Origin of the sequence: Mycolicibacterium pulveris, assembly GCF_010725725.1 — a bacterium.
In the GTDB taxonomy this organism is placed as follows: domain Bacteria; phylum Actinomycetota; class Actinomycetes; order Mycobacteriales; family Mycobacteriaceae; genus Mycobacterium; species Mycobacterium pulveris.
The window spans coordinates 4,423,794-4,445,640 of the sequence record NZ_AP022599.1 but is presented as its reverse complement, the minus strand read 5'-3'; the positions used below and the strand labels follow the sequence as shown (position 1 = coordinate 4,445,640).

At 67.9% G+C, this 21,847-nt stretch carries 24 protein-coding genes; 7 read left to right on the top strand and 17 right to left on the bottom strand.

All coding sequences use genetic code 11. The features are described 5' to 3' along the window. Window positions 1-108: 108 nt before the first annotated feature. Window positions 109-375, bottom strand: a complete 267-nt coding sequence (locus G6N28_RS21525; RefSeq protein WP_163903823.1) for a helix-turn-helix domain-containing protein — start codon at window positions 373-375, stop codon at window positions 109-111. A 95-nt stretch (window positions 376-470) separates the two neighbouring features. Here G6N28_RS21525 and map point away from each other — a divergent pair, with 95 nt between their 5' ends. Further along, window positions 471-1,256 (top strand): type I methionyl aminopeptidase, encoded by a 786-nt coding sequence (gene map / locus G6N28_RS21520; protein ID WP_163903822.1) that lies wholly within the window; start codon window positions 471-473, stop codon window positions 1,254-1,256. Here the strand turns inward: map and G6N28_RS21515 are convergent. Then, window positions 1,222-1,857, bottom strand: coding sequence for a class I SAM-dependent methyltransferase (locus G6N28_RS21515; protein ID WP_163903821.1), 636 nt, complete (start codon window positions 1,855-1,857; stop codon window positions 1,222-1,224). The two genes, map and G6N28_RS21515, sit on opposite strands and share 35 nt — an antisense overlap. A 128-nt stretch (window positions 1,858-1,985) precedes the next feature. Here G6N28_RS21515 and G6N28_RS21510 point away from each other — a divergent pair, with 128 nt between their 5' ends. Beyond that, the gene (locus G6N28_RS21510) at window positions 1,986-2,558 is read left to right on the top strand and encodes a type II toxin-antitoxin system RelB family anti-toxin (RefSeq protein WP_163903820.1); all 573 of its coding nucleotides are present in this window, start codon (window positions 1,986-1,988) and stop codon (window positions 2,556-2,558) included. Here the strand turns inward: G6N28_RS21510 and G6N28_RS21505 are convergent. From G6N28_RS21505 to cobC, 4 genes are read right to left on the bottom strand one after another with little or no spacing between them, the layout of a single operon-like run. Next, on the bottom strand, window positions 2,547-3,644 hold the full coding sequence (locus G6N28_RS21505; RefSeq protein ID WP_163903818.1) for a bifunctional RNase H/acid phosphatase: 1,098 nt from the start codon (window positions 3,642-3,644) through the stop codon (window positions 2,547-2,549). The two genes, G6N28_RS21510 and G6N28_RS21505, sit on opposite strands and share 12 nt — an antisense overlap. Then, the gene (locus G6N28_RS21500; protein ID WP_163903816.1) at window positions 3,641-4,378 is read right to left on the bottom strand and encodes a zinc ribbon domain-containing protein; all 738 of its coding nucleotides are present in this window, start codon (window positions 4,376-4,378) and stop codon (window positions 3,641-3,643) included. The genes G6N28_RS21505 and G6N28_RS21500 overlap by 4 nt, the downstream gene beginning before the upstream one ends. Then, entirely contained in the window at window positions 4,368-5,501 is a 1,134-nt protein-coding gene (locus tag G6N28_RS21495) for a Nif3-like dinuclear metal center hexameric protein (protein WP_163903814.1), read from the bottom strand. The genes G6N28_RS21500 and G6N28_RS21495 overlap by 11 nt, the downstream gene beginning before the upstream one ends. Next, window positions 5,498-6,508: an Rv2231c family histidinol phosphate aminotransferase CobC gene (gene cobC, locus G6N28_RS21490; protein ID WP_163906514.1), complete on the bottom strand. Its 1,011-nt coding sequence runs from the start codon at window positions 6,506-6,508 to the stop codon at window positions 5,498-5,500. The genes G6N28_RS21495 and cobC overlap by 4 nt, the downstream gene beginning before the upstream one ends. Window positions 6,509-6,596: 88 nt before the next feature. On the opposite strand from cobC, the gene G6N28_RS21485 reads away from it, so the two are divergent. From G6N28_RS21485 to G6N28_RS21475, 3 genes are read left to right on the top strand one after another with little or no spacing between them, the layout of a single operon-like run. Then, entirely contained in the window at window positions 6,597-7,268 is a 672-nt protein-coding gene (locus G6N28_RS21485) for an HAD-IA family hydrolase (RefSeq protein ID WP_163906512.1), read from the top strand. Continuing rightward, window positions 7,261-7,755, top strand: a complete 495-nt coding sequence (locus tag G6N28_RS21480; protein ID WP_163903805.1) for a low molecular weight protein-tyrosine-phosphatase — start codon at window positions 7,261-7,263, stop codon at window positions 7,753-7,755. The genes G6N28_RS21485 and G6N28_RS21480 overlap by 8 nt, the downstream gene beginning before the upstream one ends. Further along, the gene (locus G6N28_RS21475; RefSeq protein ID WP_163903803.1) at window positions 7,755-8,582 is read left to right on the top strand and encodes an SURF1 family cytochrome oxidase biogenesis protein; all 828 of its coding nucleotides are present in this window, start codon (window positions 7,755-7,757) and stop codon (window positions 8,580-8,582) included. The genes G6N28_RS21480 and G6N28_RS21475 overlap by 1 nt, the downstream gene beginning before the upstream one ends. Here G6N28_RS21475 and G6N28_RS21470 read toward each other — a convergent pair. Then, window positions 8,536-9,510, bottom strand: a complete 975-nt coding sequence (locus G6N28_RS21470) for a cobalamin biosynthesis protein (RefSeq protein WP_163903801.1) — start codon at window positions 9,508-9,510, stop codon at window positions 8,536-8,538. The genes G6N28_RS21475 and G6N28_RS21470 overlap by 47 nt on opposite strands. A 36-nt stretch (window positions 9,511-9,546) precedes the next feature. Between G6N28_RS21470 and G6N28_RS21465 the strand changes: the two genes are divergently transcribed. Further along, window positions 9,547-10,374, top strand: coding sequence for an oxygenase MpaB family protein (locus G6N28_RS21465; RefSeq protein WP_163903798.1), 828 nt, complete (start codon window positions 9,547-9,549; stop codon window positions 10,372-10,374). Between the two features lie 9 nt (window positions 10,375-10,383). Here G6N28_RS21465 and G6N28_RS21460 read toward each other — a convergent pair whose 3' ends face one another. The 8 genes from G6N28_RS21460 to paaZ form a co-directional block, all read right to left on the bottom strand. Continuing rightward, window positions 10,384-10,626, bottom strand: a complete 243-nt coding sequence (locus G6N28_RS21460) for a hypothetical protein (protein ID WP_163903796.1) — start codon at window positions 10,624-10,626, stop codon at window positions 10,384-10,386. A 169-nt stretch (window positions 10,627-10,795) separates the two neighbouring features. Then, window positions 10,796-11,140, bottom strand: coding sequence for a ferredoxin (gene fdxA, locus G6N28_RS21455; RefSeq protein ID WP_163903794.1), 345 nt, complete (start codon window positions 11,138-11,140; stop codon window positions 10,796-10,798). Next, the gene (locus G6N28_RS21450; RefSeq protein WP_163903792.1) at window positions 11,128-12,132 is read right to left on the bottom strand and encodes an NAD(P)/FAD-dependent oxidoreductase; all 1,005 of its coding nucleotides are present in this window, start codon (window positions 12,130-12,132) and stop codon (window positions 11,128-11,130) included. The genes fdxA and G6N28_RS21450 overlap by 13 nt, the downstream gene beginning before the upstream one ends. After that, on the bottom strand, window positions 12,129-13,706 hold the full coding sequence (locus G6N28_RS21445) for a benzoate-CoA ligase family protein (RefSeq protein WP_163903790.1): 1,578 nt from the start codon (window positions 13,704-13,706) through the stop codon (window positions 12,129-12,131). The genes G6N28_RS21450 and G6N28_RS21445 overlap by 4 nt, the downstream gene beginning before the upstream one ends. Continuing rightward, the gene (gene boxC / locus G6N28_RS21440; protein WP_163903788.1) at window positions 13,703-15,403 is read right to left on the bottom strand and encodes a 2,3-epoxybenzoyl-CoA dihydrolase; all 1,701 of its coding nucleotides are present in this window, start codon (window positions 15,401-15,403) and stop codon (window positions 13,703-13,705) included. Before boxC ends, G6N28_RS21445 begins: the two co-directional genes overlap by 4 nt. A 10-nt stretch (window positions 15,404-15,413) precedes the next feature. After that, window positions 15,414-16,895, bottom strand: coding sequence for a benzoyl-CoA 2,3-epoxidase subunit BoxB (gene boxB / locus G6N28_RS21435; protein WP_220097465.1), 1,482 nt, complete (start codon window positions 16,893-16,895; stop codon window positions 15,414-15,416). Between the two features lie 57 nt (window positions 16,896-16,952). Then, the gene (locus G6N28_RS21430) at window positions 16,953-17,360 is read right to left on the bottom strand and encodes a heme-binding protein (protein ID WP_163903786.1); all 408 of its coding nucleotides are present in this window, start codon (window positions 17,358-17,360) and stop codon (window positions 16,953-16,955) included. A 36-nt stretch (window positions 17,361-17,396) separates the two neighbouring features. After that, window positions 17,397-18,959 carry a phenylacetic acid degradation bifunctional protein PaaZ gene (paaZ, locus tag G6N28_RS21425; RefSeq protein ID WP_163903784.1) on the bottom strand — a complete coding sequence of 521 codons (1,563 nt, stop codon included), beginning with the start codon at window positions 18,957-18,959 and terminating at the stop codon, window positions 17,397-17,399. Window positions 18,960-19,119: 160 nt separating this feature from the next. Here paaZ and G6N28_RS21420 point away from each other — a divergent pair, with 160 nt between their 5' ends. Beyond that, complete coding sequence (locus G6N28_RS21420) at window positions 19,120-19,989, top strand: PaaX family transcriptional regulator (protein ID WP_163903782.1); 870 nt, start codon at window positions 19,120-19,122, stop codon at window positions 19,987-19,989. Here the strand turns inward: G6N28_RS21420 and G6N28_RS27355 are convergent. Together G6N28_RS27355 and G6N28_RS27350 are read right to left on the bottom strand one after the other, a co-directional pair. Next, window positions 19,984-20,766, bottom strand: coding sequence for an AMP-binding protein (locus G6N28_RS27355; protein ID WP_264073062.1), 783 nt, complete (start codon window positions 20,764-20,766; stop codon window positions 19,984-19,986). The two genes, G6N28_RS21420 and G6N28_RS27355, sit on opposite strands and share 6 nt — an antisense overlap. Continuing rightward, the gene (locus G6N28_RS27350) at window positions 20,700-21,761 is read right to left on the bottom strand and encodes an AMP-binding protein (RefSeq protein WP_163903778.1); all 1,062 of its coding nucleotides are present in this window, start codon (window positions 21,759-21,761) and stop codon (window positions 20,700-20,702) included. Before G6N28_RS27350 ends, G6N28_RS27355 begins: the two co-directional genes overlap by 67 nt. Window positions 21,762-21,847 lie beyond the last annotated feature (86 nt).

Here is a 21,847-nt window from a genome sequence, read left to right as displayed (position 1 = left end):
GTCTGTCAGAACACGAAAGCAAGATCATCTCGGCGATGAGACTAGGGCCTGCGCGCCGTTTCCGCGCCACATCGCGTCCTCGACACGGAAATCCGCTGCCTCCGCGGCTCATCCGGTGTGCGGAAGATCGACGCGGCTGAGATAGACGTCGGCGAGCTCGTCGAGCGACAGGGGAAGCACGCGCGCCAGCGCCGCGATCGTGGCGAACGCCGGCGTCGGCAACCGGCCGGTCTCGATCTTGCGCAGCGTCTCTGGCGAAATAGCCGCCGCTTCAGCCACTTCGGCGAGGGTTCGACCGCCGCGGGCCTGCCGGAGCCGCTCACCGATGCGCTTGCCGGCGGCGAGTTGTTCCGCGGTCAGGGGAATACGGACCATGCGGTCAGCATACCGCCGGACGGTATGAAAATACCGACGACTCGCGCTAGGCTGGTATTTTCATACCGCTTGGTTGGTCAGGGGAGGTAGGGCTGGTGGTCGAGTTGAAGACACCGCGCGAGATCGCGGCGATGGACGTCACCGGCACATTCCTCGCCGAACTGCTCGACGATCTCACCGAACGGGCCCGGCCGGGCGTGAACCTTCTCGACCTCGAGGCCCGCGCCCGTGAGCTGATCGCCGAACGTGGCGCCGAGTCCTGTTATTGGGATTACGCACCGTCGTTCGGGCGCGGGCCGTTTCGCAACGTGATCTGCCTGTCGGTCAACGACGCTGTGCTGCACGGACTGCCGCACGACTACGTGCTGGCCGAGGGCGATCTGCTCAGCATGGACATCGCGGTGTCCATCGACGGGTGGGTCGCCGACTGTGCCCGCAGCATCATCGTCGGAACGCCGCGACCCGAAGACCAACGCCTCATCGAGGCCACCGAGCGGGCCCTCTCGGCAGGTATCGCCGCGGCGCTGCCGGGAAACCGGCTCGGCGACATCTCCGCGGCCATCGGCGCGGTGGCCGCCGATTACGGATACCGGGTGAACACCGACTTCGGCGGCCATGGTCTCGGCCGCACCATGCACGAAGACCCGCACGTGCCCAACGTCGGCCGTCCGGGACGCGGGCTCGAGCTGCGTCCCGGGCTCACCCTCGCGCTCGAGCCGTGGTTCGCCGCAGGCACGGACAAGATCGTCTACGACCCGGACGGCTGGACCCTGCGCTCGGCAGACGGATCTCGTACCGCCCACAGCGAACACACCATCGCGATCACCGACGGTCCGCCGCTGGTCCTCACGAGCCGCGAACTCGTCGCCGCAGCAAGATGATGTTGTCGACCAGGGGGCCCGCCTGGCCGTCGGGCCCGGTCGCCTCTCGCTCGGCGGATTCCACCCGCACCCTTTCCCACTGCGTCTCAGGCAGATTCAGCGACGCCACGACCTCGTCCGCGCTGGGGAACTCGTGGTGATGGTGCAACTTCGACGCCCACGGCGGCGACTCGCCGTGGTCGACGATCAGTAGCAGCCCGCCGGGACGGATCGCCTCGGCGGCCCGCTGGAAGACACGCGTGCGATCGAACGGCAGCGTGGAGTGCAGGAACTGTGCCGACACCAGATCGAACGTGCCGTCGGGGAACTGCTCGGGCAGATCGGCTTGCCGAAACTCGATCCGATCGCTCAGCCCGCGCTTTTCGGCGTCGGCTGCCGCGCGCTGCAGCGCGGTGTCGGAGATGTCGACACCCACCACCTGCCAACCCCGTTCGGCCAGCCACAGCGCATCGGCCCCTTCTCCGCAGCCCAGATCCAGCGCTCGACCCGGTGGCAAGCCTGCGGCGACCTCGGCGAGCCGCGCGTTGACCCGTCCACTCCAGACCCGGTCGCGTTCGCCGTAGCGCTCCTCCCAATGTGCTTTGGCGTCAAGCGTTGACATGTCGGCTCCCTCCAGGAACGGCCAGACCGTATTCGTCGGCGACGAGGCTCGAGTGAACGGCTCGTTCCCATGTCGTATCCATGACACCACCTTGCAGACCGGCTGCCAGAATGCCAAGCTGATTTGCCATGCAGGCAAACCATGAGGACAGCGTCGATGCCCGGGTGCGGCGCAGGTTGCGCGAACTACGCAATCAGCACGGGCTGACGCTGGAAGAGGTGGCCGGCAGATCCAACATCGACGTGTCGACGCTGAGCCGACTGGAGTCGGGGAAGCGGCGCCTGGCCCTGGACCATCTCCCCCGGCTGGCCGCCGCGCTGTCGGTGAGCACCGACGAGCTGCTCCGCGAGCCCGAGGCGCCGGATCCCCGCGTGCGGGCCAACTCCCACACCCATCACTGCATCACCTACTGGCCGCTGACCCGCCAGCCCGCCGGTGGCCTGCACGCCTACAAGATCCGGATCAGCGCGCGGCGCAAGACCCCGCCCGAGGAACTGCCCGTGCACGAGGGCCAGGACTGGATGTACGTCCTGTCCGGCCGGCTGCGGCTGATCGTTGGCGAGAACGATTTCATCGTCAAACCCGGTGAGGCGGTGGAGTTTTCAACGTGGACGCCGCACTGGTTCGGCGCGGTCGACGGCCCCGTCGAGGCCATCACGATCTTCGGCCCGCACGGCGAGCGGCTGCACCTACATGCCTGACGACAGGTAGGCGGTCTGGTTGACCAGCCGCACGGCCGCCCTACCGTCGGGATAGAACTCGGCGCTCGACAGCGACGCCAGATCGAGGTGCAGCCGGTAGAGGATGCCGGGTCCGGCGTCCAGTGCCGTGCGCAGCAGCGTCTTGATGGGCGTCACATGCGACACCACCAAAATGGTCTGCCCGCCGTGGTCGGCGATCAGGCGGTCCTGGGCGCGGTGCACACGTCTGGCGACGTCGTCGAAACTCTCCCCGCCGGGCGGCAACACCGAGGTGTCCCCCAGCCAGCGCCGGTGAATCTCCGGATCGCGTTCGGACGCCTCGGCGAAGGTCAGTCCTTCCCATGCGCCGAAGTCGGTTTCGATCAGATCGTCGTCGACGGCGACGTCGAGCCCCAACGCTTTGGCCGCGGCGGTCGCGGTGTCGTAAGCGCGCTGCAGTGGTGAGGTGATCACGGCGTCGACGCCGCCCTTGTTCGCCAGGTACTGCGCGGCGAGTTCGGCCTGTCGGCGGCCGATGTCGGTCAGCGCGGGGTTGCCGCGGCCGGAATAGCGGCGTTGCGCCGAGAAGTCGGTCTGCCCGTGGCGAAGCAACAGCAGCCGCGTCGGCTCGCCGCGGGCACCGGTCCAGCCGGCCGGCGAGCCCTGCGGGGCGACGCCGGCCGGGTTCGAGGGGTTGTCGATCTTCCCCGCGGCGTCCATCGCTTCGTTGGCCAACCGGTCGGCGTGTGAGTTCTCCGACCGGGGAATCCACTCGAAGGTGACCCGGTCGAACCGCGCCGAAATGGCCGTGGCGCGTTGATGCAGCGGTGCCAGGTCGGGATGCTTGACCCGCCAACGGCCCGACATCTGCTCCACCACCAGCTTGGAGTCCATGCGCACGGCGACCTCGGATGCGCCCAGCTCCGCCGCCTTCTCCAGACCCGCGATCAGGCCGCGGTATTCGGCGACGTTGTTGGTGGCGTGGCCGATCGATTGCTTGATCTCGGCGAGCATCGTGGTGCGGTCTTGCGACCAGACCACCGCGCCGTAGCCTGCCGGTCCGGGGTTGCCGCGGGCGCCACCGTCGGCCTCGACGATGACTTTCACGCGCTGGTTCCGGTGAGCCGCAACAGGATCGCTCCGCACTCCGGGCAGCGCAGCAGATCGTCCTCGGCGGCCGCGGAGATGCGGGCCAGCTCGCCCTTGTCGATCTCGATCCGGCACGCGCCGCAACGCCGCCCCTGCAACAGGCCGGCGCCCGCGCCGCTGCGCTCACGCTGGCGCTCGTACAGCGCGACCAGTTCGGGGTCCAGCCCCGAGATGAGTTCGTCTCGGCGCGACACACTCTGGTGACGCTGCTGGTCGATTTCGGCCCGGGCGGCGTCGCATGCCTTCTGGGCGTCACTCAGCCTGCTCTGCAGATCGTCGATCCTGGCCAGCGCGTCCTGCTGCTCGCGCTGCAGGTCCTCGCGCCGCTCCATCACCTCCAGCAGCGAGTCCTCCAGCGCGGCCTGACGCCGCTCCAGGGTCTGCAACTCGTGTTGTAAATCGGTGAGCTGCTTGGCGTCTACGCTGCCGTCGGCGAGCAGGCGCCGGTCCCGGTCCTCGCGCTGACGGACGCCGTCGATCTCGGTTTCGAACTTGGCGATCTGCTCGTCGAGGTCGTCGAGCGCGATCTGCAGCGCGGCCAGCTTGTCGTTGGCTTCGCGCAGGCTCGCCTGAACCTCTTCCAGATGCTGCTGCTCGGCGAGGTTTTTTGCGCGGTGCTCGAGCCGGGTCAACCCGGCGTCGAGTTCAGCCAGTTCGAGCAGCGAACGTTGTTGGACTACTTCAGCTTTCATGACTCGTTCTCTCGACATTCCAGGGATCGGTTCGGATCGCCGATACCCGCACGGTGAGCGCGTCGCCGAAATGGTCTCGCAGCAGGTCTGCGGCCTGGTGACACCACGGGTACTCGCTGGCCCAGTGCGCCACGTCGATCAGCGCCACGTCGGAGGCGCGCGAATGTTCGTCGGCGGGGTGGTGGCGCAGGTCGGCGGTGACGTAGGCCTGCACGTCGGTGCCCGCCACCACGTCGAGCAGCGAGTCGCCCGCGCCTCCGCACACCGCGACCCGCGACACCTCGGTGTCGGAGTTCCCGCAGGCTCGCACACCCCACGACGTTGTGGGCAGCGCGTCGTGCACGCGAGAGACGAACGCAGCCAACGGCTCCGGCGCCGCCAACACACCGACCCGGCCGAGACCGACGTTTCCCGGCACGGGTGCCAGACTGAAGATGTCGAACGCCGGTTCCTCATAGGGGTGCGCCGAGCGCAGCGCGGCGAGCACGTGGGGGCGCCGGCGGGCGGGGGCGATCACCTCCACCCGATCCTCGGACACTCGCTCGACGGTGCCCACGCTGCCGATCGCGGGTGTGGCGCCGTCGTGAGGCAGGAACTGCCCGGTGCCCGTCACGCTCCAACTGCAGTGCGAATAATCGCCGATCTGCCCGGCCCCGGCGTCGAACATCGCCCGGCGCACCGCGTCGGCGGCGTCGACGGGGACGAACACCACCCACTTGTCCAGCTCGGGCCCGGCGGGGATGGGCGCGAGCACTTCTTCGACGGTGAGGTCCAGCGCCTGCGCCAGCGCGTCGGACACCCCCGGTGAGGCGGCATCGGCGTTGGTGTGCGCGGTGAACAGGGACCGCCGGGTCCGGATCATCTGGTGGATCAGGGCGCCTTTGGCGGTGTCGGCGGCCACGGTGTCGACGCCGCGCAGCAGCAGCGGGTGGTGCGCGAGCAGCAGGCCGCCCTCGGGCACTTCGGCGACGACGGCGGCGGTCGCGTCGACCGCGACGGTGACGGCCTCGACCGTCTCCCCGGGATCGCCGCACACCAGGCCCACCGAATCCCAGGCCTGTGCCAGCGCGGCCGGATAGGCCGCCTCGAGCACGTCGATGATGTCGGCCAGCCGCACGCTCATCCCAGCACCTCGGCCATCGCGTCGACCAGCACCGGCCACTCGGGGCGCACCGCCACACGCAGGTATTGACCTTCCAGCCCAACGAACGTGTCGCAGCGACGCACGGCAATTCCTCTGCTGTACAGATGTTTTCGCATCAACGCTGCATCTCCGACCGAGATCAGCACGAACGGGGCGCAGCCGTCGACGACATTGACGCCGATGCTAGCCAAACCGGCCACCATCTCGGTGCGCAGCCCGACAAGCCGGCGGGCCCCCCGCTCGGCTTCGGCGACCGCCTCGGACGAGCTGCACGCGGTGATCGCCTCGAGCTGCAGCGTGCCGAGGGGCCAGTGCGGACGCCGTGCCGTCATCCGGTCGAGCACGTCGGGCGGGCCCAGCGCGTAGCCGACGCGCAGCCCGGCCAGCGCCCACGTCTTGGTCAGGCTGCGCAGCACCACCACGTCGGGTAGCGACTGGCCCGCCAGCGACGCCGGCTCCCCCGGCACCGCATCGGCGAACGCCTCGTCGACCACCACGATGCGGCCCGGGCGGCGCAACCCCAGCACCTGCTCGCGGGCGTGCAGCACCGACGTGGGATTGGTCGGGTTCGCAACGATCACCAGGTCGGCGTCGTCGGGCACCAGGGCAGCGGACAGGCCGAACGGTGGGGCGAGCACGACGTGCTCGAACGGCACCGCTGCCGCGGTCAACACGGCTTCGGGCTCGGTGAACGACGGCTGGATCAGCGCCGCCAGCCGCGGCCGCAGATTGGCCAGCAGCGCGAAACCCTCGGCCGCCCCGGCGAGCAGCACAACCTCGTCGATGCTGCGGTGGTGCCGGGCCGCGACCGCGGCGGCCGCGCGCTGCTCGTCGGCGCCGCTGGGATAGCGAGCGAGATCTGCCAAGCGCGCCGCCAGGCGGTCGACGAGCCAGGCAGGGGGCTGGTCGGCGCGGACGTTCACGGCGAAGTCCAGCATGCCGGGGGCCGCGGCCTGATCGCCGTGGTAGCGGGCGCCCGCGCGCATCTCTCCCAGGAAAGGACTCGCCACAACACGACCCTAGTGCGCCGGACAACGGGGTTCTGCGATCGGGGAGAATGGTGGCGTGACCGACATGTTGGCCCGCACCGCTGCGGGGACCCGCCCGCACCTGGTGATCTTCGACCTGGATGGCACCCTGACCGATTCGGCTCAGGGCATCGTCTCGAGCTTTCGCCACGCGCTGAGCTCGGTGGGCGCCGATGTGCCCGACGGCGACCTGGCCGGCATGGTGGTCGGCGCGCCGATGCATCACACGCTGCAGGAGATGGGGCTGGGCGAGCGCACCGACGCCGCGATCGCCGCCTACCGGTCCGACTACCGGGCCCGCGGCTGGGCGATGAACCGGGTGTTCGACGGCATCGCCGCGCTGCTGGCCGACCTGCGGGCCGCCGGGGTGCGGCTGGCGGTGGCGACCTCCAAGGCCGAGCCGACGGCGCAGCGCATCCTGGCCCATTTCGGCCTCGACGATCACTTCGAGGTGATCGCCGGCGCCAGCGTCGACGGCTCACGGGCCCTGAAAGCCGATGTGGTCGCGCATGCGGTGACGCAGTTGGCGCCGCTGCCCGAACGCGTCCTGATGGTCGGCGACCGCTCCCACGACGTGGAGGGCGCCGCCGCGCACGGCATCGACACCGTCGTGGTCGGATGGGGTTACGGACGGGGCGACTTCGACGATCCCGACAGCCCGGCCGTGCTGGCCCACGTGGCCACCGTCGAAGAGCTGCGTGAGGTGCTCGGTGTCTGACCTGCTGCACGTGACGTTCATCTGTTCCGGCAACATCTGCCGGTCACCGATGGCGGAGAAGATGTTCGCCCACCAGATGAGCGAACGTGGCCTTGCCGAAGCGGTCCGGGTGACCAGCGCGGGAACCGGCGGCTGGCATGCCGGTGCGCCCGCGGACCGGCGGGCCACCCACGTGTTGCGCGCGCACGGCTACCCCACCGCGCACCGCGCCGCTCAGGTCGACGACTTTCACATGTCGGCTGATCTGGTCGTCGCGCTGGGGCGCAACCACGTCCGGATCCTGCGCGAACTCGGAGTGCCCCACGAACGGATCCGGATGCTGCGGTCGTTCGATCCGCGGTCGGGCGCGCACGCACTCGACGTGGAAGATCCCTACTACGGCGATCACGACGACTTCGAAGAGGTGCTCCGGGTCATCGAGACGGCCCTGCCCGGCCTGCACGCGTGGGTGGACGAACAACTGACCGCCAGGGGGATCGCGAGCTGATGCGACGTTGGGCGTTTCTGCTGCGGCCGTCGTGGCTGGCCCTGTTCGTCGTGGTGCTGGCATTCACCTACCTGTGCTTCACGGTGCTCGCGCCGTGGCAGCTCGGGAAGAACACCAAGACCTCACGCGAGAACGCCCAGATCGCGCAGTCGTTGCAGGCCGACCCCGTGCCGGTGACATCGGTGCTGCCGAAGCAGGATTCGGCGGCGCCCGAGGCGCAGTGGCGGCTCGTCACGGCCACCGGACACTATCTGCCCGAAGGTCAGGTGCTGGCGCGGCTGCGGGTGGTCGAAGGTGAACCGGCGTTCGAGGTGTTGGTGCCGTTCGCGGTCGACGACGGTCCGACCGTGCTGGTCAACCGGGGCTACGTGCGCCCCGTCGACGGGTCGCGGGTACCGGAGATCGCGGCAGTCCCCGACGGCGAGGTGACGATCGTGGCCCGGTTGCGCGACTCGGAGGGCCTGGCACGCGGCAAGGAGCCCATGCGACAGGACGGGACGGAGCAGGTGTACTCGATCAACATCGAGCAGATCTCGCAGCTCACCGGCGTCCCGCTGGCGGGCTCGTACCTGCAGCTCACCGGCGATCAGCCCGGCGGGTTGGGTGAACTCGCCCTACCCCATCTGGATGCCGGGCCGTTTCTGTCCTACGGCATCCAGTGGATCACCTTCGGCATCATCGCCCCGCTGGGCCTCGGGTATTTCGTGTACGCCGAGCTACGTCAACGTCGCCGGGAGAAGGCCGCGCAGGACGCCGCGGCCGCCGCCCCGGATGCGCCCGTCAGCACCGAGGACAAGCTCGCCGACCGTTACGGCCGACGGCGCTGAAACCGCACGCGACGACCGCGGCGACCACCTGCACGGCCCGCGACAGCCGCACCGCCCGCACGAGGTCGTGAACCTGCGGTGGCGGGCCCTCCCCGAGCGTCGGCCGGATCTCGAGTTGATGCGCGTACTGGGTGGGTCCGCCCAACCGGACGCCGAGCGCACCGGCGAAGGCCGCCTCGACCACGCCCGCGTTCGGGCTGGGATGGCGGGCCGCGTCGCGCCGCCAGGCACACAACGCGGCGGCCGGTGATCCCCCGACCAGCGGTGCGCACACCGCCACCAGCATCGCCGTCGCACGCGCCGGAAGATAGTTGGCGATGTCGTCGAACCGCGCTGCCGCCCAACCGAATCGGGCGTATCGCACAGACCGGTTGCCGATCATCGCGTCGAGCGTGTTGACCCCGCGGTAGGCCAGCACCGCGGGCACCCCGCCAGCCGCGGCCCACCACAGCGGCGCCACCTGTGCGTCGGAGGTGTTCTCGGCGACCGACTCCACGGCGGCCCTGGTCAGCCCGGCTGCGTCGAGCACCGCGGGATCGCGTCCGCACAGCGACGGCAGCAGGCGCCGGGCCGCGTCCAGGTTGCCGGCGCTCAGATGGTCGGCCATCAAGGCGCCGGTTCTGCCCAGCGACGTGCCCCCGAGCGCGACGAACGTCGCGCACGCCGTCACCACCGCGCGGGCGATCGGGCCGCGGCGCGCACCGGCGCGGTCCGCGGCCAGGCCCACCACGCCGAGACCGGCCAGCAGCACACCGGTGTGCAGTGCGCCCGCGGCGCGCGAGTCGGCGTATGTCAGGCGCTCCAAGGCCGCCGCACCGCGGCCGAACACCGCCACCGGATGCCCACGACGCGGATCCCCCAGCACCGCGTCGGCGACGCAGCCTGCCGCGAGCCCCCCGGCGCGCGCGCACGTTGTCGACGCAAACACTTCGGGAGCGTCTCACAAAATGGTCTACTCGAAGTCATGAAGCTGGGGCCACCGCGGCAACCGCGCCGGGTCATCGATCTGATCAACCCCGCGGCGGCGTTGCTGCCCGCGGCCAACGTGATCATGCAGTTGGCGTTGCCCGGAGTGGGCTACGGCGTGTTGGAGAGCCCGGTGGACTCCGGCAACGTCTACAAGCGCCCGTTCAAACGCGCCCGCACCACCGGCACATACCTGGCCGTCGCGACGATGGGGACGCAGGCCGACCGCGAGCTGATCCGCCGCGAAGTCGACCGGGTACACGCGATGGTTCGGTCCACCGACTCAAGCCCGGTGTCCTACAAGGCGTTCGACCCGCGGCTGCAGCTGTGGGTCGCCGCCTGCCTGTATCGCTACTACGTCGATCAACACGAGTTCCTGTACGGCCCCCTCGACGACGAGGCGGCCGACGCGATCTACCGGGACGCCCGAAAACTCGGCACCACCCTGCAGGTCCGCGCGGATATGTGGCCGCCTGACCGGGCCGCGTTCGAGGAGTACTGGAAGCGGTCGCTGGACGAGTTGCGCATCGACGAGCCGGTGCGCGCACACCTGCACGGTGTCGCCGCGATGGCGATGCTGCCTGCGCCGTTGCGGTTGCTCGCGGGCCGGTTCAACCTGTTCGCGACGACGGGCTTTCTGCCCCCGGAGTTTCGCGAGCACATGAAGCTGCGCTGGACCGCGAGCCACCAGCGGCTCTTCGATCGGCTGCTGACCGTGCTGCGCATCACCGATCGTGTGGTGCCGCGCGAGGTGTGGCTGCTGGGCTACCAGCTGTATCTGTGGGACATGCGGATGCGCGCGCGCCGCGGCAAGCGCGTCGTCTAGCCCGCCGCGTCACACCGGCTTTCGGGCATCGGCGGTCAACACCGACTGGAACGCATCCCACTCTCTGATGCCGACGAGCTCGAACAAGGCCATCGGTGACAACCCGAGGCCCTGCAGCGGCTCGTCGCTTCGGCTGGCCAGCACGGCTCGTGCCGCCTCGCACAGCACCGCAGCCGACAGCCCGTCGTAGCAGGAGCCGGCAAGGACGGCGCCCTCATCGAGGAGGTTGCGCAGGGCCTGCGGGGCGCTCACGACACGATCAGCCCCTCCGCCCTGAGCTGTTCGATCAGGCCGCCGGCGCGGAATATTCCCATTGGCCCGAGCTCACTCCCCAGGATTGTCTGACAATATTGCCTTATATAACGAGATTGTCTGACAATAAAGTGGCGAACGGATCGCTGTCAAGAGTTGAGCAGGTCAGTCAGGCGAGTGACGGCCGTCGCTGCGCGACGAGTGCGGTGTCCACGCCGACGGGTCCGAGCTGGCTGGCGCCACCCGGCGAGCCGATGGGTTCGTCACGGCCGGGCAGCACCGCGGTGAAGAATCGCTGGTTGTCCTCGACGAACTCGGCGTCCTCCTCTGGCATCCGCCGGTCCTGGCTGATGGCCTCGACCGGACAGACCGGTTCGCAGGCCCCGCAGTCGATGCACTCGGTGGGGTTGATGTAGAGCTTGCGCTCCCCTTCGTAGATGCAGTCCACCGGGCACTCCTCGATGCAGGAGCGGTCCATCACATCGATGCAGGGACTGCCGATCACGTACGGCATGGCCTGCCGTCCGGATCGTCGGTGGAGTGTCCGGGGAAGAGCTGCGCGTCGGGGTGGATGTGTACGGCGGCGTTGTTCACCGCCGTGGCCACCTCGCCGAACCCACAGGAGATGAGCCTGACTTTGCCGTCGTAGTCGACGATGTCGCCGGCGGCGTAGATGCCGGGGCGCCCGGTACGCATCGCGCAGTCCACGACGATGTGCCGGTTGTCCCGCAGCGTCAGTCCCCAGTTCCGCAACGGCCCGATGTTGGCGATGAACCCGAGCGCGGCGACCACCCGCTGGCAGGGCAGCCGACGGATATCGCTGTCCCCTTTGATGGCAACGTCCACATCGGTGATTGCGCCGTTGCCTCCGATCGAGCGGACCTCGGCATCCCGAACCAGGTTCACCCTCGATTTCTCGACCTGCGTCACGGTGGCCGCGTGCGCGCGGAAGGTGTTGCGCCGGTGCACGACGGTGACCGACGCGGCGACCTGCTCGAGCATCAGCGCCCAGTCGAGCGCGGAGTCACCGCCGCCGACGATGACCACGTCGGCGTCTCCGTACGGCGCCGGGTCGGGCACGAAGTAGGCCAGCCCGCTGCCGAGGTAGTCCTCCCCCACAGGCAGCTTCCGCGGCGCGAACGCCCCGATGCCTGCGGTGATCACCACGGCCCCGCAACGGATCTCATCTCCGGCGCTGGTCGTGACGAGGTGCCTGCCGTCGGGATCGGTGGTGACCTCTCGGGCTTCCTGACCCAACAGGTAGGTGGCATCGGCGGTGGCGGCTTGCTCGACCAAAGCCGCGACGAGTTCGCGGCCCCTGACGGCGGGAAAGCCTGCGACGTCAAAGATCAGCTTCTCCGGGTACATCGCGGTGATCTGCCCGCCGAGTTCGGTCGACGAGTCGATGACGGCGGTGCGAAGCCCACGGACGCCGGCGTAGTAGGCACCGTACAGACCCACCGGGCCGGCGCCGACGATGAGCAGGTCGACGACGAGGTTCCTCACTGTGCAACCCGCGGCGCCATGATCTCGGCCAGCATCTCCCGCACGCGGTAGCGCTGCAGCTTGCCCGTCGCGGTCTTGGGCAACTCGGTGACGAATTCGACGACTCTCGGCGCCTTGAAGGCGGCGAGATCCGCGCGGCACCAGTCGATCAGTTCGCCCGCGCCGACCTCGTGGCCGGGGCTGCGGACAACCAGTGCCACCGGCTTCTCGATGCCGTCGCCGCCGGGGGCGCCCACGACCGCGGCTTCGGCGACCGCCGGGTGCGCCAGCAGGCGGCCCTCGACTTCAGTCGGGGACACCCAGATTCCACCGGCCTTCAGCAGGTCGTTGGAGCGGCCCAGGCAGTGGTAGTAGCCGGACTCGTCGACGACATACGTGTCCCCCGTTCGAAGCCATCCGCCTTGGAAGACGGCTTGATTGGCCTCGGGCCGTTGCCAGTAGCCGGCGGCGATCGACTCGCCGCAGACGTACAGGTCACCGGGTACCCCGGGCGTGACCGCGCTTCCTTCGCCGTTGCGGACCTCGATTTGATAGCCGAAAACCGGTTTTCCGGTGGTGCCCGGCCGAATGTCGTCGGGCCGGTTGGACAAGAAGATGTGCAGCGCTTCGGTGGAGCCGATGCCGTCGAGGATGTCGACGCCGAACCGGTCCTTGAATTGACTGTGCACGGCCACCGGCAGCACCTCGCCCGCCGAAACACACAGGCGCACCGATTCGAAAGCGTCATCGGGCAGCGCGGACTGCGCCAGGCTGGAGTAGAACGTGGGCACCGCGAAGAACAGGCTGGGCGCGGTCGCCGTCAACCGCTCGCACATCGAGTCCGGTGTCGGGCGCAGTGGCTGCAAGATCGTGGTGCCGCCCGCCGCGAGCGGAAAGAACAGGCTGTTTCCGATCCCGTACGCGAAGAACATCTTCGCCACCGACAGGCACCGGTCCTCGCGCCGGACACCCAGGGTTCGCCGCCCGTAGGTGTCATACACGTGGCGGATGTTGGCGTGCCTGTGCATCGCCGCCTTCGGTTTACCGGTGGTGCCCGAGGTGTAGAGCCACAGCGCACTGGAATCGTCGTCGGTCACCGCGGGTGTCTGCGGGTCGCCGAACAGGTCTGCCCAGCGGTGCACGCGCAGGTCGGCGCGGACGGTGGCGGGTGGCACCTGGTCGCCGGCGATGACGAGATGGCCGACCACACCGCCGGATTCGATGCCGGACAACACCGTGTCGACATGTTCCTCGGTGGCCACGACCATCCGTGCGCCCGAGTCTTGAATGATCTGCCCGAGTTCCCCGCTGGTCAGCATCGTCGACATCGGCACCGCGATCAGCCCGGCGTGGAAGGCGGCCAGGATCGTCGCGGCCAGCTCGACGTCGTCGCTCATCACCATCGCGACCCGGTCGCCCGGTTGCAGCCCGAGTGCCCGCAGCCCCCCGGCGAGCCGCGCCACGTCATCTGAGAGCTGTTCATACGTGCGGGTGCGCGAGCCGATCAGCGCGACCTTGCCACCGATTCCCTCGCGTACCCGCCGGTGCACCAGGAAGTCGGCGGCGTTGAAGAAATCGACGTCCATGGCGGTCATACCCGCCCGACGTCAAAGCTCGCGCGCGCGCCGGTGCCGTAGCGCCTCAGCGCGCCCTCGGGGCCTGCGGCGTTGGGCCGCACGAAGATCCAGTTCTGCCAGGCGCTGAGGCGTCCGAAGATCTTCGACTCCTGGGTCTCCGGGCCGACGAACCGATGATTGGCTTCCATGCCGGTCAACGCGTCCGGCGAAAGCGCGGCCCGCTCCTCGAGCACGATGCGCAGTTCCTCGGCGAAATCGATGTCATCGAGAACCGAGGTGACCAAGCCGAGCGAACCTGCGTCCTCGGCGAGCAAGGGTTCGTCCTTGCGGTCCGCGACGGCGGCGAGGGCTTCGGGATCGCCGTAGAAGCGTGACTGCAGCCGTGTCAGCCCGTTGGCCATCGGGTACGGGCCGAAGTTCGACGCGGTCACCTCGAGCGCGGCCGGTGCCGCGCTGGGATCGACATCCTCGTAGATTCCCTCGAGCATGTACTGGCGATCGCTCGCCAGTGCCAGCTCCAGCAGGAAGCCGAGGTATGCGCTGTCGGGCTCGATCACCGCGAAGATGCTGCGGCTCGTCACGTCCAGCCGCTTGAGCGTGCGCTTGTAGTAGTGGATCACCTCGTTGACGAACCAGTCGTCGGCGAGCTCGCGAAGCTGCCGGTCATACTTTCGAACGGTGTTATGAGAGCCGACCACCCGGAACACCCATGTCCCCAAGTCGATCTCGTTGGTCCGCAGGTGCAGAATCAGGTCGTCCAGCTCGCGGGTGAGTGCCATCGGGTAGTAGTTCTCACCTTGGGACAGGACTCCGGCCGCGTCGGGTGGTGGCGCTGAATCCGGCGCTGACACCACGATCTCGACGCGCCGGTCCGCCCGGTCCAGCGTCGCCCGAACGTGGCGGTACACGATCGCATCGTCGGTGATCAGCCGCGGTAAGGCGGTCAGGGTGATGCCTGTGGCGGCGTCGGGGCGAGATGACCGTTGGGCAGCCTGCTCGGCCAGCGCACGAACCCGCGCGTCGAACTGCGCAGGGGCGACCGTCTCGTCGATCAGGCACCACTCGACCGCGGTATCCCCCCGAACCCCTTCGGATTTCGTCGCGAACGCGTCGGCTCGGTCCTTACGTACCTTGCGTTTCTCGACGACGCGGGTCAATCCGCCGGTGCCGGGAAGGACACCGAGCAGCGGAACCTCGGGCAGCGACACCGCGGACGACCCGTCGTCGACCAGGACGATCTGCTCGCAGGCCAGCGCCAACTCGTAACCACCGCCCGCCGCGGTGCCGTTTAGCGCAGCGATGTACGTCTGGCCCGAGCACTCGGATGCGTCCTCGATCCCGTTGCGGGTCTCGTTGGTGAACTTGCAGAAGTTCACCTTCCACGTGTGGGGCGACTGCGCGAGCATCCGGATGTTGGCTCCCGCGCAGAACATCCGGTCCATTCCACCGGTCACGACGACGGATTTGACCTCCGGATGCTCGAACCTCAGCCGCTGGACCGCGTCGTACAGTTCGATGTCCACGCCCAGGTCGTACGAGTTCATCTTCAGCTCGTAGCCACCGACGAGCCCGCCGTGCGGGTCGACGTCGAGCGTGAGCGTCGCGACCGGTCCGTCGATCTCCAACCGCCAGTGTCGGTACCGAGATGGTTCGGTCGAAAACGAGACGGCCGGCCTATCAGCCGCGGTCGACGGTGCCGTTGTGGCAGCGGTCATCACTTTCTCCTCAAGCCAGGGCTTCTTCACGAAGATGGACGTAGTCGAATTCGACCGGCTGATCGTTGATTCCGGTCTTCGGCGGCGCGATCCATCCGGCGAACTCGCCGGGTCTGTAGTGCGGCACCATCAGGGCGGCGACCCGTGCCCGGTCCTCGTCGGTCGGAAGCCAGTCGTCGGCCCGGCGATGCCACTCCGCCTCGGTCAACACCTGGCCCTCCGGGGAGACGTAGTGACCGGCGTAATTGCCGATTCTGCGGTTGAAGCCCTCGTGTGGGAGCACCAGCCGCGCGTCGAGGCCCGCGTTCTCCAGCGCCTGGTTCCATCGCCGGACGCCGTTTCGGCAGTCGGCGACGTACTCGTCGCGAAGGTCGAGGTTGAGCGCCGTGAGATAGGGCACCGGTTCCTCGACGATGCGGCCGTCGGTCACCGTTCGTACCGGGTAGGTGGCGTCCGCGAGGAGGTGGTCGTCTTTGCGGCGACCTTCCTGCCAGCGTCCCTTGAGCCCGCCGGTGTAGTAGGCGGCGGCGTTGCTGGACTGTTCGGATCCGAAAAGGTCCAGCGATACCGAGAATTGGGCGTTCAGGTACTTCTGGATGACGGAGACCGGAATGCCACCGTGTTCGAAGATGTCTTCGGTGTCGTGCGCCGCCATCAACTCCGCGGCGCGCTCGACCGTGCGTTGCACCCCGGTGGTCCCCACGAACATGTGGTGGGCTTCCTCCTTGAGCATGAACTCGCAGGTTCGTGCCAGGGGATCGAACGCTGATTCCTTGAGCGTCCCGAGCTGATATTTGCCGTCGCGGTCGGTGAAGTAGGTGAACATGAAGAACTGCAGCCAGTCCGTGGTCTTCTCGTTGAACGCCCCGAGGATTCGCGGCGTGTTCACATCACCGGAGTGCCGCTTGAGAAGCTGTTCGGCTTCGTGCCTGCCGTCCCGGCCGAAATACGCGTGCAGCAGATACACCATCGCCCAGAGGTGGCGGCCCTCTTCGACGTTGACCTGGAACAGGTTTCGCAGATCGTAGATGCTGGGTGCGCATCGGCCGAGGATGCGCTGCTGCTCGACCGATGCCGGCTCGGTGTCACCTTGCACGATGATCAGGCGCATCAGCTCGGCGCGGTACTCGCCGGGCACTTCCTGCCAGGCCGCCTCGCCCTTGTGCTTACCGAATCCGATTTTGCGGTCACCGTCGCGTTCGGCGAGGAAGATGCCCCAGCGGTACTGCTCCATCGGCACGTGGTCGAAGTGCGCCCAGCCGTCCCGCCCGACCGCGACCGCGGTGCGCAGGTAGACATCCTTGGTCGGGAGTTCCGGCCCGAGCGACTGCCACCAGTCCAGAAACTTGGGCTGCCATCCTTCCAATGCCCGCTGTAGCCGACGGTCCTCCGACAGGTTCACATTGTTCGGAATCCGTTGGCTGTAGTCGATTCTGCTCAGCGGCTCCGCCGGGAGCGGTGCTGCGCCTGTCGGCGGCTGATCGGTCGTCACGACGTCCTCCCTCGATCGGGTCACAATATACTACAGGTGTTTTGTGATTCGTTTGTCTTATGTAGTAGCTCTGAGATCGCCGAGGGCGTCCTCGCCGATGGCCTGGTCCGCCGAGTAGTGGCCACCGGCGATGCCGACCGCACCACATATCCCGTTTGCGCCGGCGAGGGGAAAGCCACCGGGCAGCACCAGCACGTCGGGAGACCCCGCGAAGACGCCGGCAAGAAGCGGATCACCCCCGAACATTTCGGCCAGCGTGTCCGTCGGGGCACCGAATGCGGCCGCCGCCGCCTTGCGCCGGGCCGCCGATTCCACCAGCGCTGCGACCCCGGGTGGCCTGACGCTCACAACCGGGTTCGCAGTGGCGTCGACGACCACGACAGCGACTGTGGCGCTTGTCTTTTCGGCCGCTTCGAGCACCTTTGTCGTGACCGCGATTGCGTGGTCAAGCGTCAACTCGTCCATGTTCCGCTCCCTCTGCCAGGCCAGCGTTGCTGGGCATCAACGTCTCCAGATCCGGTCGACGAACCCCGGACCGGTTTGGACGGCGGTCCGCTGCAGGTAACGTGGGAGGCTGCGTAGGCCCCCGAGTTCCTCACCGCCACCGGCCCGGCCCGGCCCGCCGTGCACGGCATGCGGGATGGCCGCGCCGTGTCCGGTGCTGTCAACGGCGTTGTCCCGGTTCACCACCAGCAGCCGGCCGTGCCACGGGGCCAGCCCGGCTACCGCGGCGCTTGCGATGTCGGCGTCCGCCGTCACGACGGATGCGACAAGGCTGCCCTCGCCACGCGCCACATTCGAGATCGCATCGCCGAGGTCGTCGTAGGGCAGCAGCGACGCCACCGGCCCGAACGCTTCGATCGAATGCGCTGTGGCCACCGCGGCGTCGTCGAAGCGCAGCAGCACGGGAGCCAGGTAGGCGCCGCGCTCCAGATCAGCCGTCGACGAGAACTGACCCATCACCGGATCGATGGACCCGAAGACGAGGCGTCCGGCGTTGGCCAGCTTGGCGACCGCTCTGCGCACATCGTCGCGTTGGCCCTGGCTGACAAGCGGGCCCATCGTCACGGTGCCGTCTCGGGGATCGCCGACAATGGCGGCCGAGAGACGCCCTGTGGCAGCCTGTTCCACCTCGTCGATGAGGGCCCGCGGGACAAATGCGCGTCGGATGGCCGTGCACTTCTGGCCCGCCTTCTGGGTCATTTCCTTGACCAGCGCTCGGACGAAGATGTCGAACTCTGGGCTGTTCACCGACACATCCGCGCCGAGAACGCTGCTGTTGAGGGAGTCGGCCTCGGCGGAGAATCGCACGCCGCGGCCGATGACCGATGGATGATTGCGCAGGGCCGTCGCCGTCGCGTGTGAACCGGTCACGCCGAGCACGTCCTGTCCGGTCAACGAGTCGAGCAAGCCATCGGGTGCGGCGCACACGAGCTGCAGCGCGCCTTCCGGAACCAATTCGGATGCAACGATTTCGCGCACCACCATCTCGGTGAGGTAGGCGGTCTGCCTGGCGGGTTTGACCACGCTGGGCACCCCGGCGAGAAAGGCTGGCGCGAACTTCTCGAGGAAGCCCCATACGGGGAAGTTGAACGCGTTGATCTGCACCGACGCCCCGAGCAACGGGGTCATGATGTGTTGGACACCGAAGCTGTCGGATTTTCCGACGAATTCGAATTCGCCGTCACAGAGGACGTGCTCGTCTGGAAGCTCTTTGAGACCTTTACTCGCGTAGACGAACAACACGCCGACACCGCCGTCGATATCGACCGCGGAGTCGCGTCTCGTCGCACCCGTTCGCAGCGAAACCTCGGTGAAGTCATCGATTTTCGCCGACAGATGGGCGGCGAGAGCCTTGAGCATGCTCGCGCGCTCTACGAAGGTCAGCGGGCGCAACGCCGACCCGCCGACGTTGCGTGCGTAGTCGAGAATGCCGTCGTAGTCCAGGGGTTCGGCGGATACCCGGGTAATGACGTCCCCTGTCGCGGCATCCCGCACGATGCTGGTGTCACCGGTGGCGGACCGCCAGTGTCCGCAAACGTAGCTCGGCAGCGTGTTGATCATGAGCAGGCAGCCCTCCAGAGCCGGCCGATCGGACAGACAATACTCTACATATTTCAGACGTAACTGTATATGTCTGTAGCACGATTCTTTTGGTGCGGGCCCGCGTTCGCGCCGCGATCTACCTCAGGGCCTGCGGCTCGTCGCATGAGAGGATGGGCCCATGACCACGGCCGATAACCTCGCTGGGGACAACGCTTCGCGCCCCGCGGCACAGCGCCGGGAAGTGGGATCGAGCGCGCGAAGCCTGCTGCTCACGATCCTGGGCGAGTTCGTGCACCCGCGTGGAGTGCCGGTGTGGACGGCGACCCTGGTGTCGGCCCTGGGTGTCCTGGGCGTCGAGGAGAAGGCCGCCCGGCAGGCGATCGCACGGTCGGCCGCACACGGAGTGCTGGAGTCCGAGAAGTCGGGCCGCCGGGTGTCGTGGCACATCACGCAGGACGGCACTCGCCTGCTGACCGAAGGCGCTCGACGCATCTACGGCTTTCTGCGAGACACGCCCGCGTGGGACGGCGAATGGCTCGTCCTCTCCGTCGGCATCCCGGAGACGCAGCGGCAACTGCGCCACCGGCTGCGCACGCGGCTCACCTGGCTGGGAATGGGTTCCCCCAGCCCGGGGATCTGGATTCTTCCCGACGTCAGCAAGGTCGGCGAAGTCGCGGCGATCATCGACGAACTCGGTCTCGAGGGGCGGGCATTCGCCTGGACCGGAAGGCTCGCCGCCATCGGCAAGACCGAGTCGTTGATTGCCGACGCGTGGAACCTGGCCGAGGTCGAAAAGTGCTACGCGGACTTTCTCAATACCTTCGGCAAGCTGCGCGCCGGCACACCGATCAAGGCGTTTCAGGCGCAGGTGCGGTTGGTTCATGCGTGGCGGCGCTTCCCGTTCCTGGATCCTGCCCTGCCCCGCGAGCTACTCGATCACGACTGGCCGGGTCCGGCGGCCGCAGCGCTGTTTCATCGACGTCACGACGAGTGGCACGGCTCGGCCCAGAGGTACTGGACGGAGCTGGAGACGCAGTCGATGTCATGACCGGGTGACGGTGCGAGCCGACGGTGCGACCCCGGTCAGCTCGGCAACCAGGTCGGCCCGCTTTTCGCGTACCGCTCGCTGGTTGATATATCCCTTGTCGGTGATCTCCCCCGCGTCCAGGCGGGCCGGGTCGGTGAGGATCAGGAGTCGCTCCACTCGCTGAGTGGCACCCCCACCGAGGTCGGCCAGCCGGTTCAAGCCGGCGGCCAGATCCTTGTGCAGGCCGTCGTCCGGTGTTCCGTCGTCTGCGATTTGGTGCGCGTAATCGGGATGCACCCACACCAATGCACTGACGAAATCACCGCCGTGGCCACATATCACCGCGTCCTGGATCACCCCGTGGGACATCGAGATGAGCTTTGTCCGCAGCGTGCCTACGCTGACGAAGGTTCCACTGGCCAACTTGAAGTCTTCGGCTATCCGGCCGTCGAACAGCAGCCCTTCGCCGGGATCGGCGGGGTCGACCAGGCGCACCGCGTCACCGGTGCCGAGGAATCCCTCGGTGTCGAACGTTTCCCGGTCGAGGTCGGGCCGCTTGTAGAAGCCGGTCGTGACGTTCGGCCCGCGGACGAACAACTCCTGCTTTCCTTCACGGCGCACCAGCTTCAACTCGACACCCGGTAGGGGCACGCCGATCGAGTCGCTGCGCGACAGCGCGAAGTGCGCTGTCGTCGCTGCGGGTGCTGTCTCGGTCATCCCCCACGAGGTGGTTATCCGCATCTCGGACCCGTGCAGGGCAGCCAGCGCCTGGAGACGGTCCCACAGTTGCTGCGGCAGACCGGAAGAGGCGAAGAACGCCAGCCGCAGCCTCGACAGGAAGCGGCTGGCGAAGTCGGCGTCACGCTCGAGAATCGGCACCAGCGCGGCGTAGCCCCGGGCACGTTGAAGTGGATGGACGGCCTGACGTCGGCGACGTTGCGGACCGTCCGTTCGATCATCTGAGGCGTCGGTTTGCCGTCGTCGATCCACAGGCTGCCCCCGTTGACCAAGACCATGTTGACGTTGTGGTTGCCGCCGAAGGTGTGGCTCCACGGCAGCCAATCCGCGAGGATGGGTGGCTCGTCGGCCAGAAACGGCCAAACCTGTCGCATCTGTTGTTGATTCGCCGCCAGCATGCCGTGGTGGTTGACCACCCCCTTCGGCCTGCCTGTCGATCCCGACGTGAACATGATCTTGGCGATCGAGTTCGCATCGATCTGGCCGATCCGTTCAGCGATCGCGTGCGTGGGTTCTGCCTCGAGCCGCGCCAGCGGCGTCAAGTCCGTTCCGGTGCTGTCCGCGCTGACGGTCAGGTTCACCGCGCCGAGCGCCTCGACCGCCGCGGCGTAGGTAGCGTTCTCGGCGAAGACCGCGGCGGGCTCGACGATTTGTGCGATCGCGCGCAACTCGCGGTGCTCCTTGCTGAGCAACGAGTACGCGACGCTGACCGGAACCACCGGGCTTCCGATCGCATACGCCGCGAGCGTGACGAGCAGATGAGCAATGCTGTTGTGCGACAGGATCATCACTGGATGGCCGGCGACGTGATGGTCCAGGAGCCCTTGCGCGAGGCGCTTTACCCGAACCCCGGCGTGCCCCCACGTGCACGTCGCCCAGGAGCCGTCGCGTCGCTCGGCGGCCAGCACCCGGTCGGGGTGCGCATCGCAACCCTGAAAGAACGAGTCGAGAACGCTGCTCGGGTGGGGCGCCAGCCGTTGCCCGGAGGCAATGACGAGCCCACCGTCGGATGCCGTGCGGGTAGCCACATCAACCGGAGCGAACAGCTCTGACATCACCCGCCTGACTATTCTACATTTCTCTGCAGCATGTCAAGAGCAATGTAGAACATTGATGCCACTGCGCACCAACGGAATTCGAT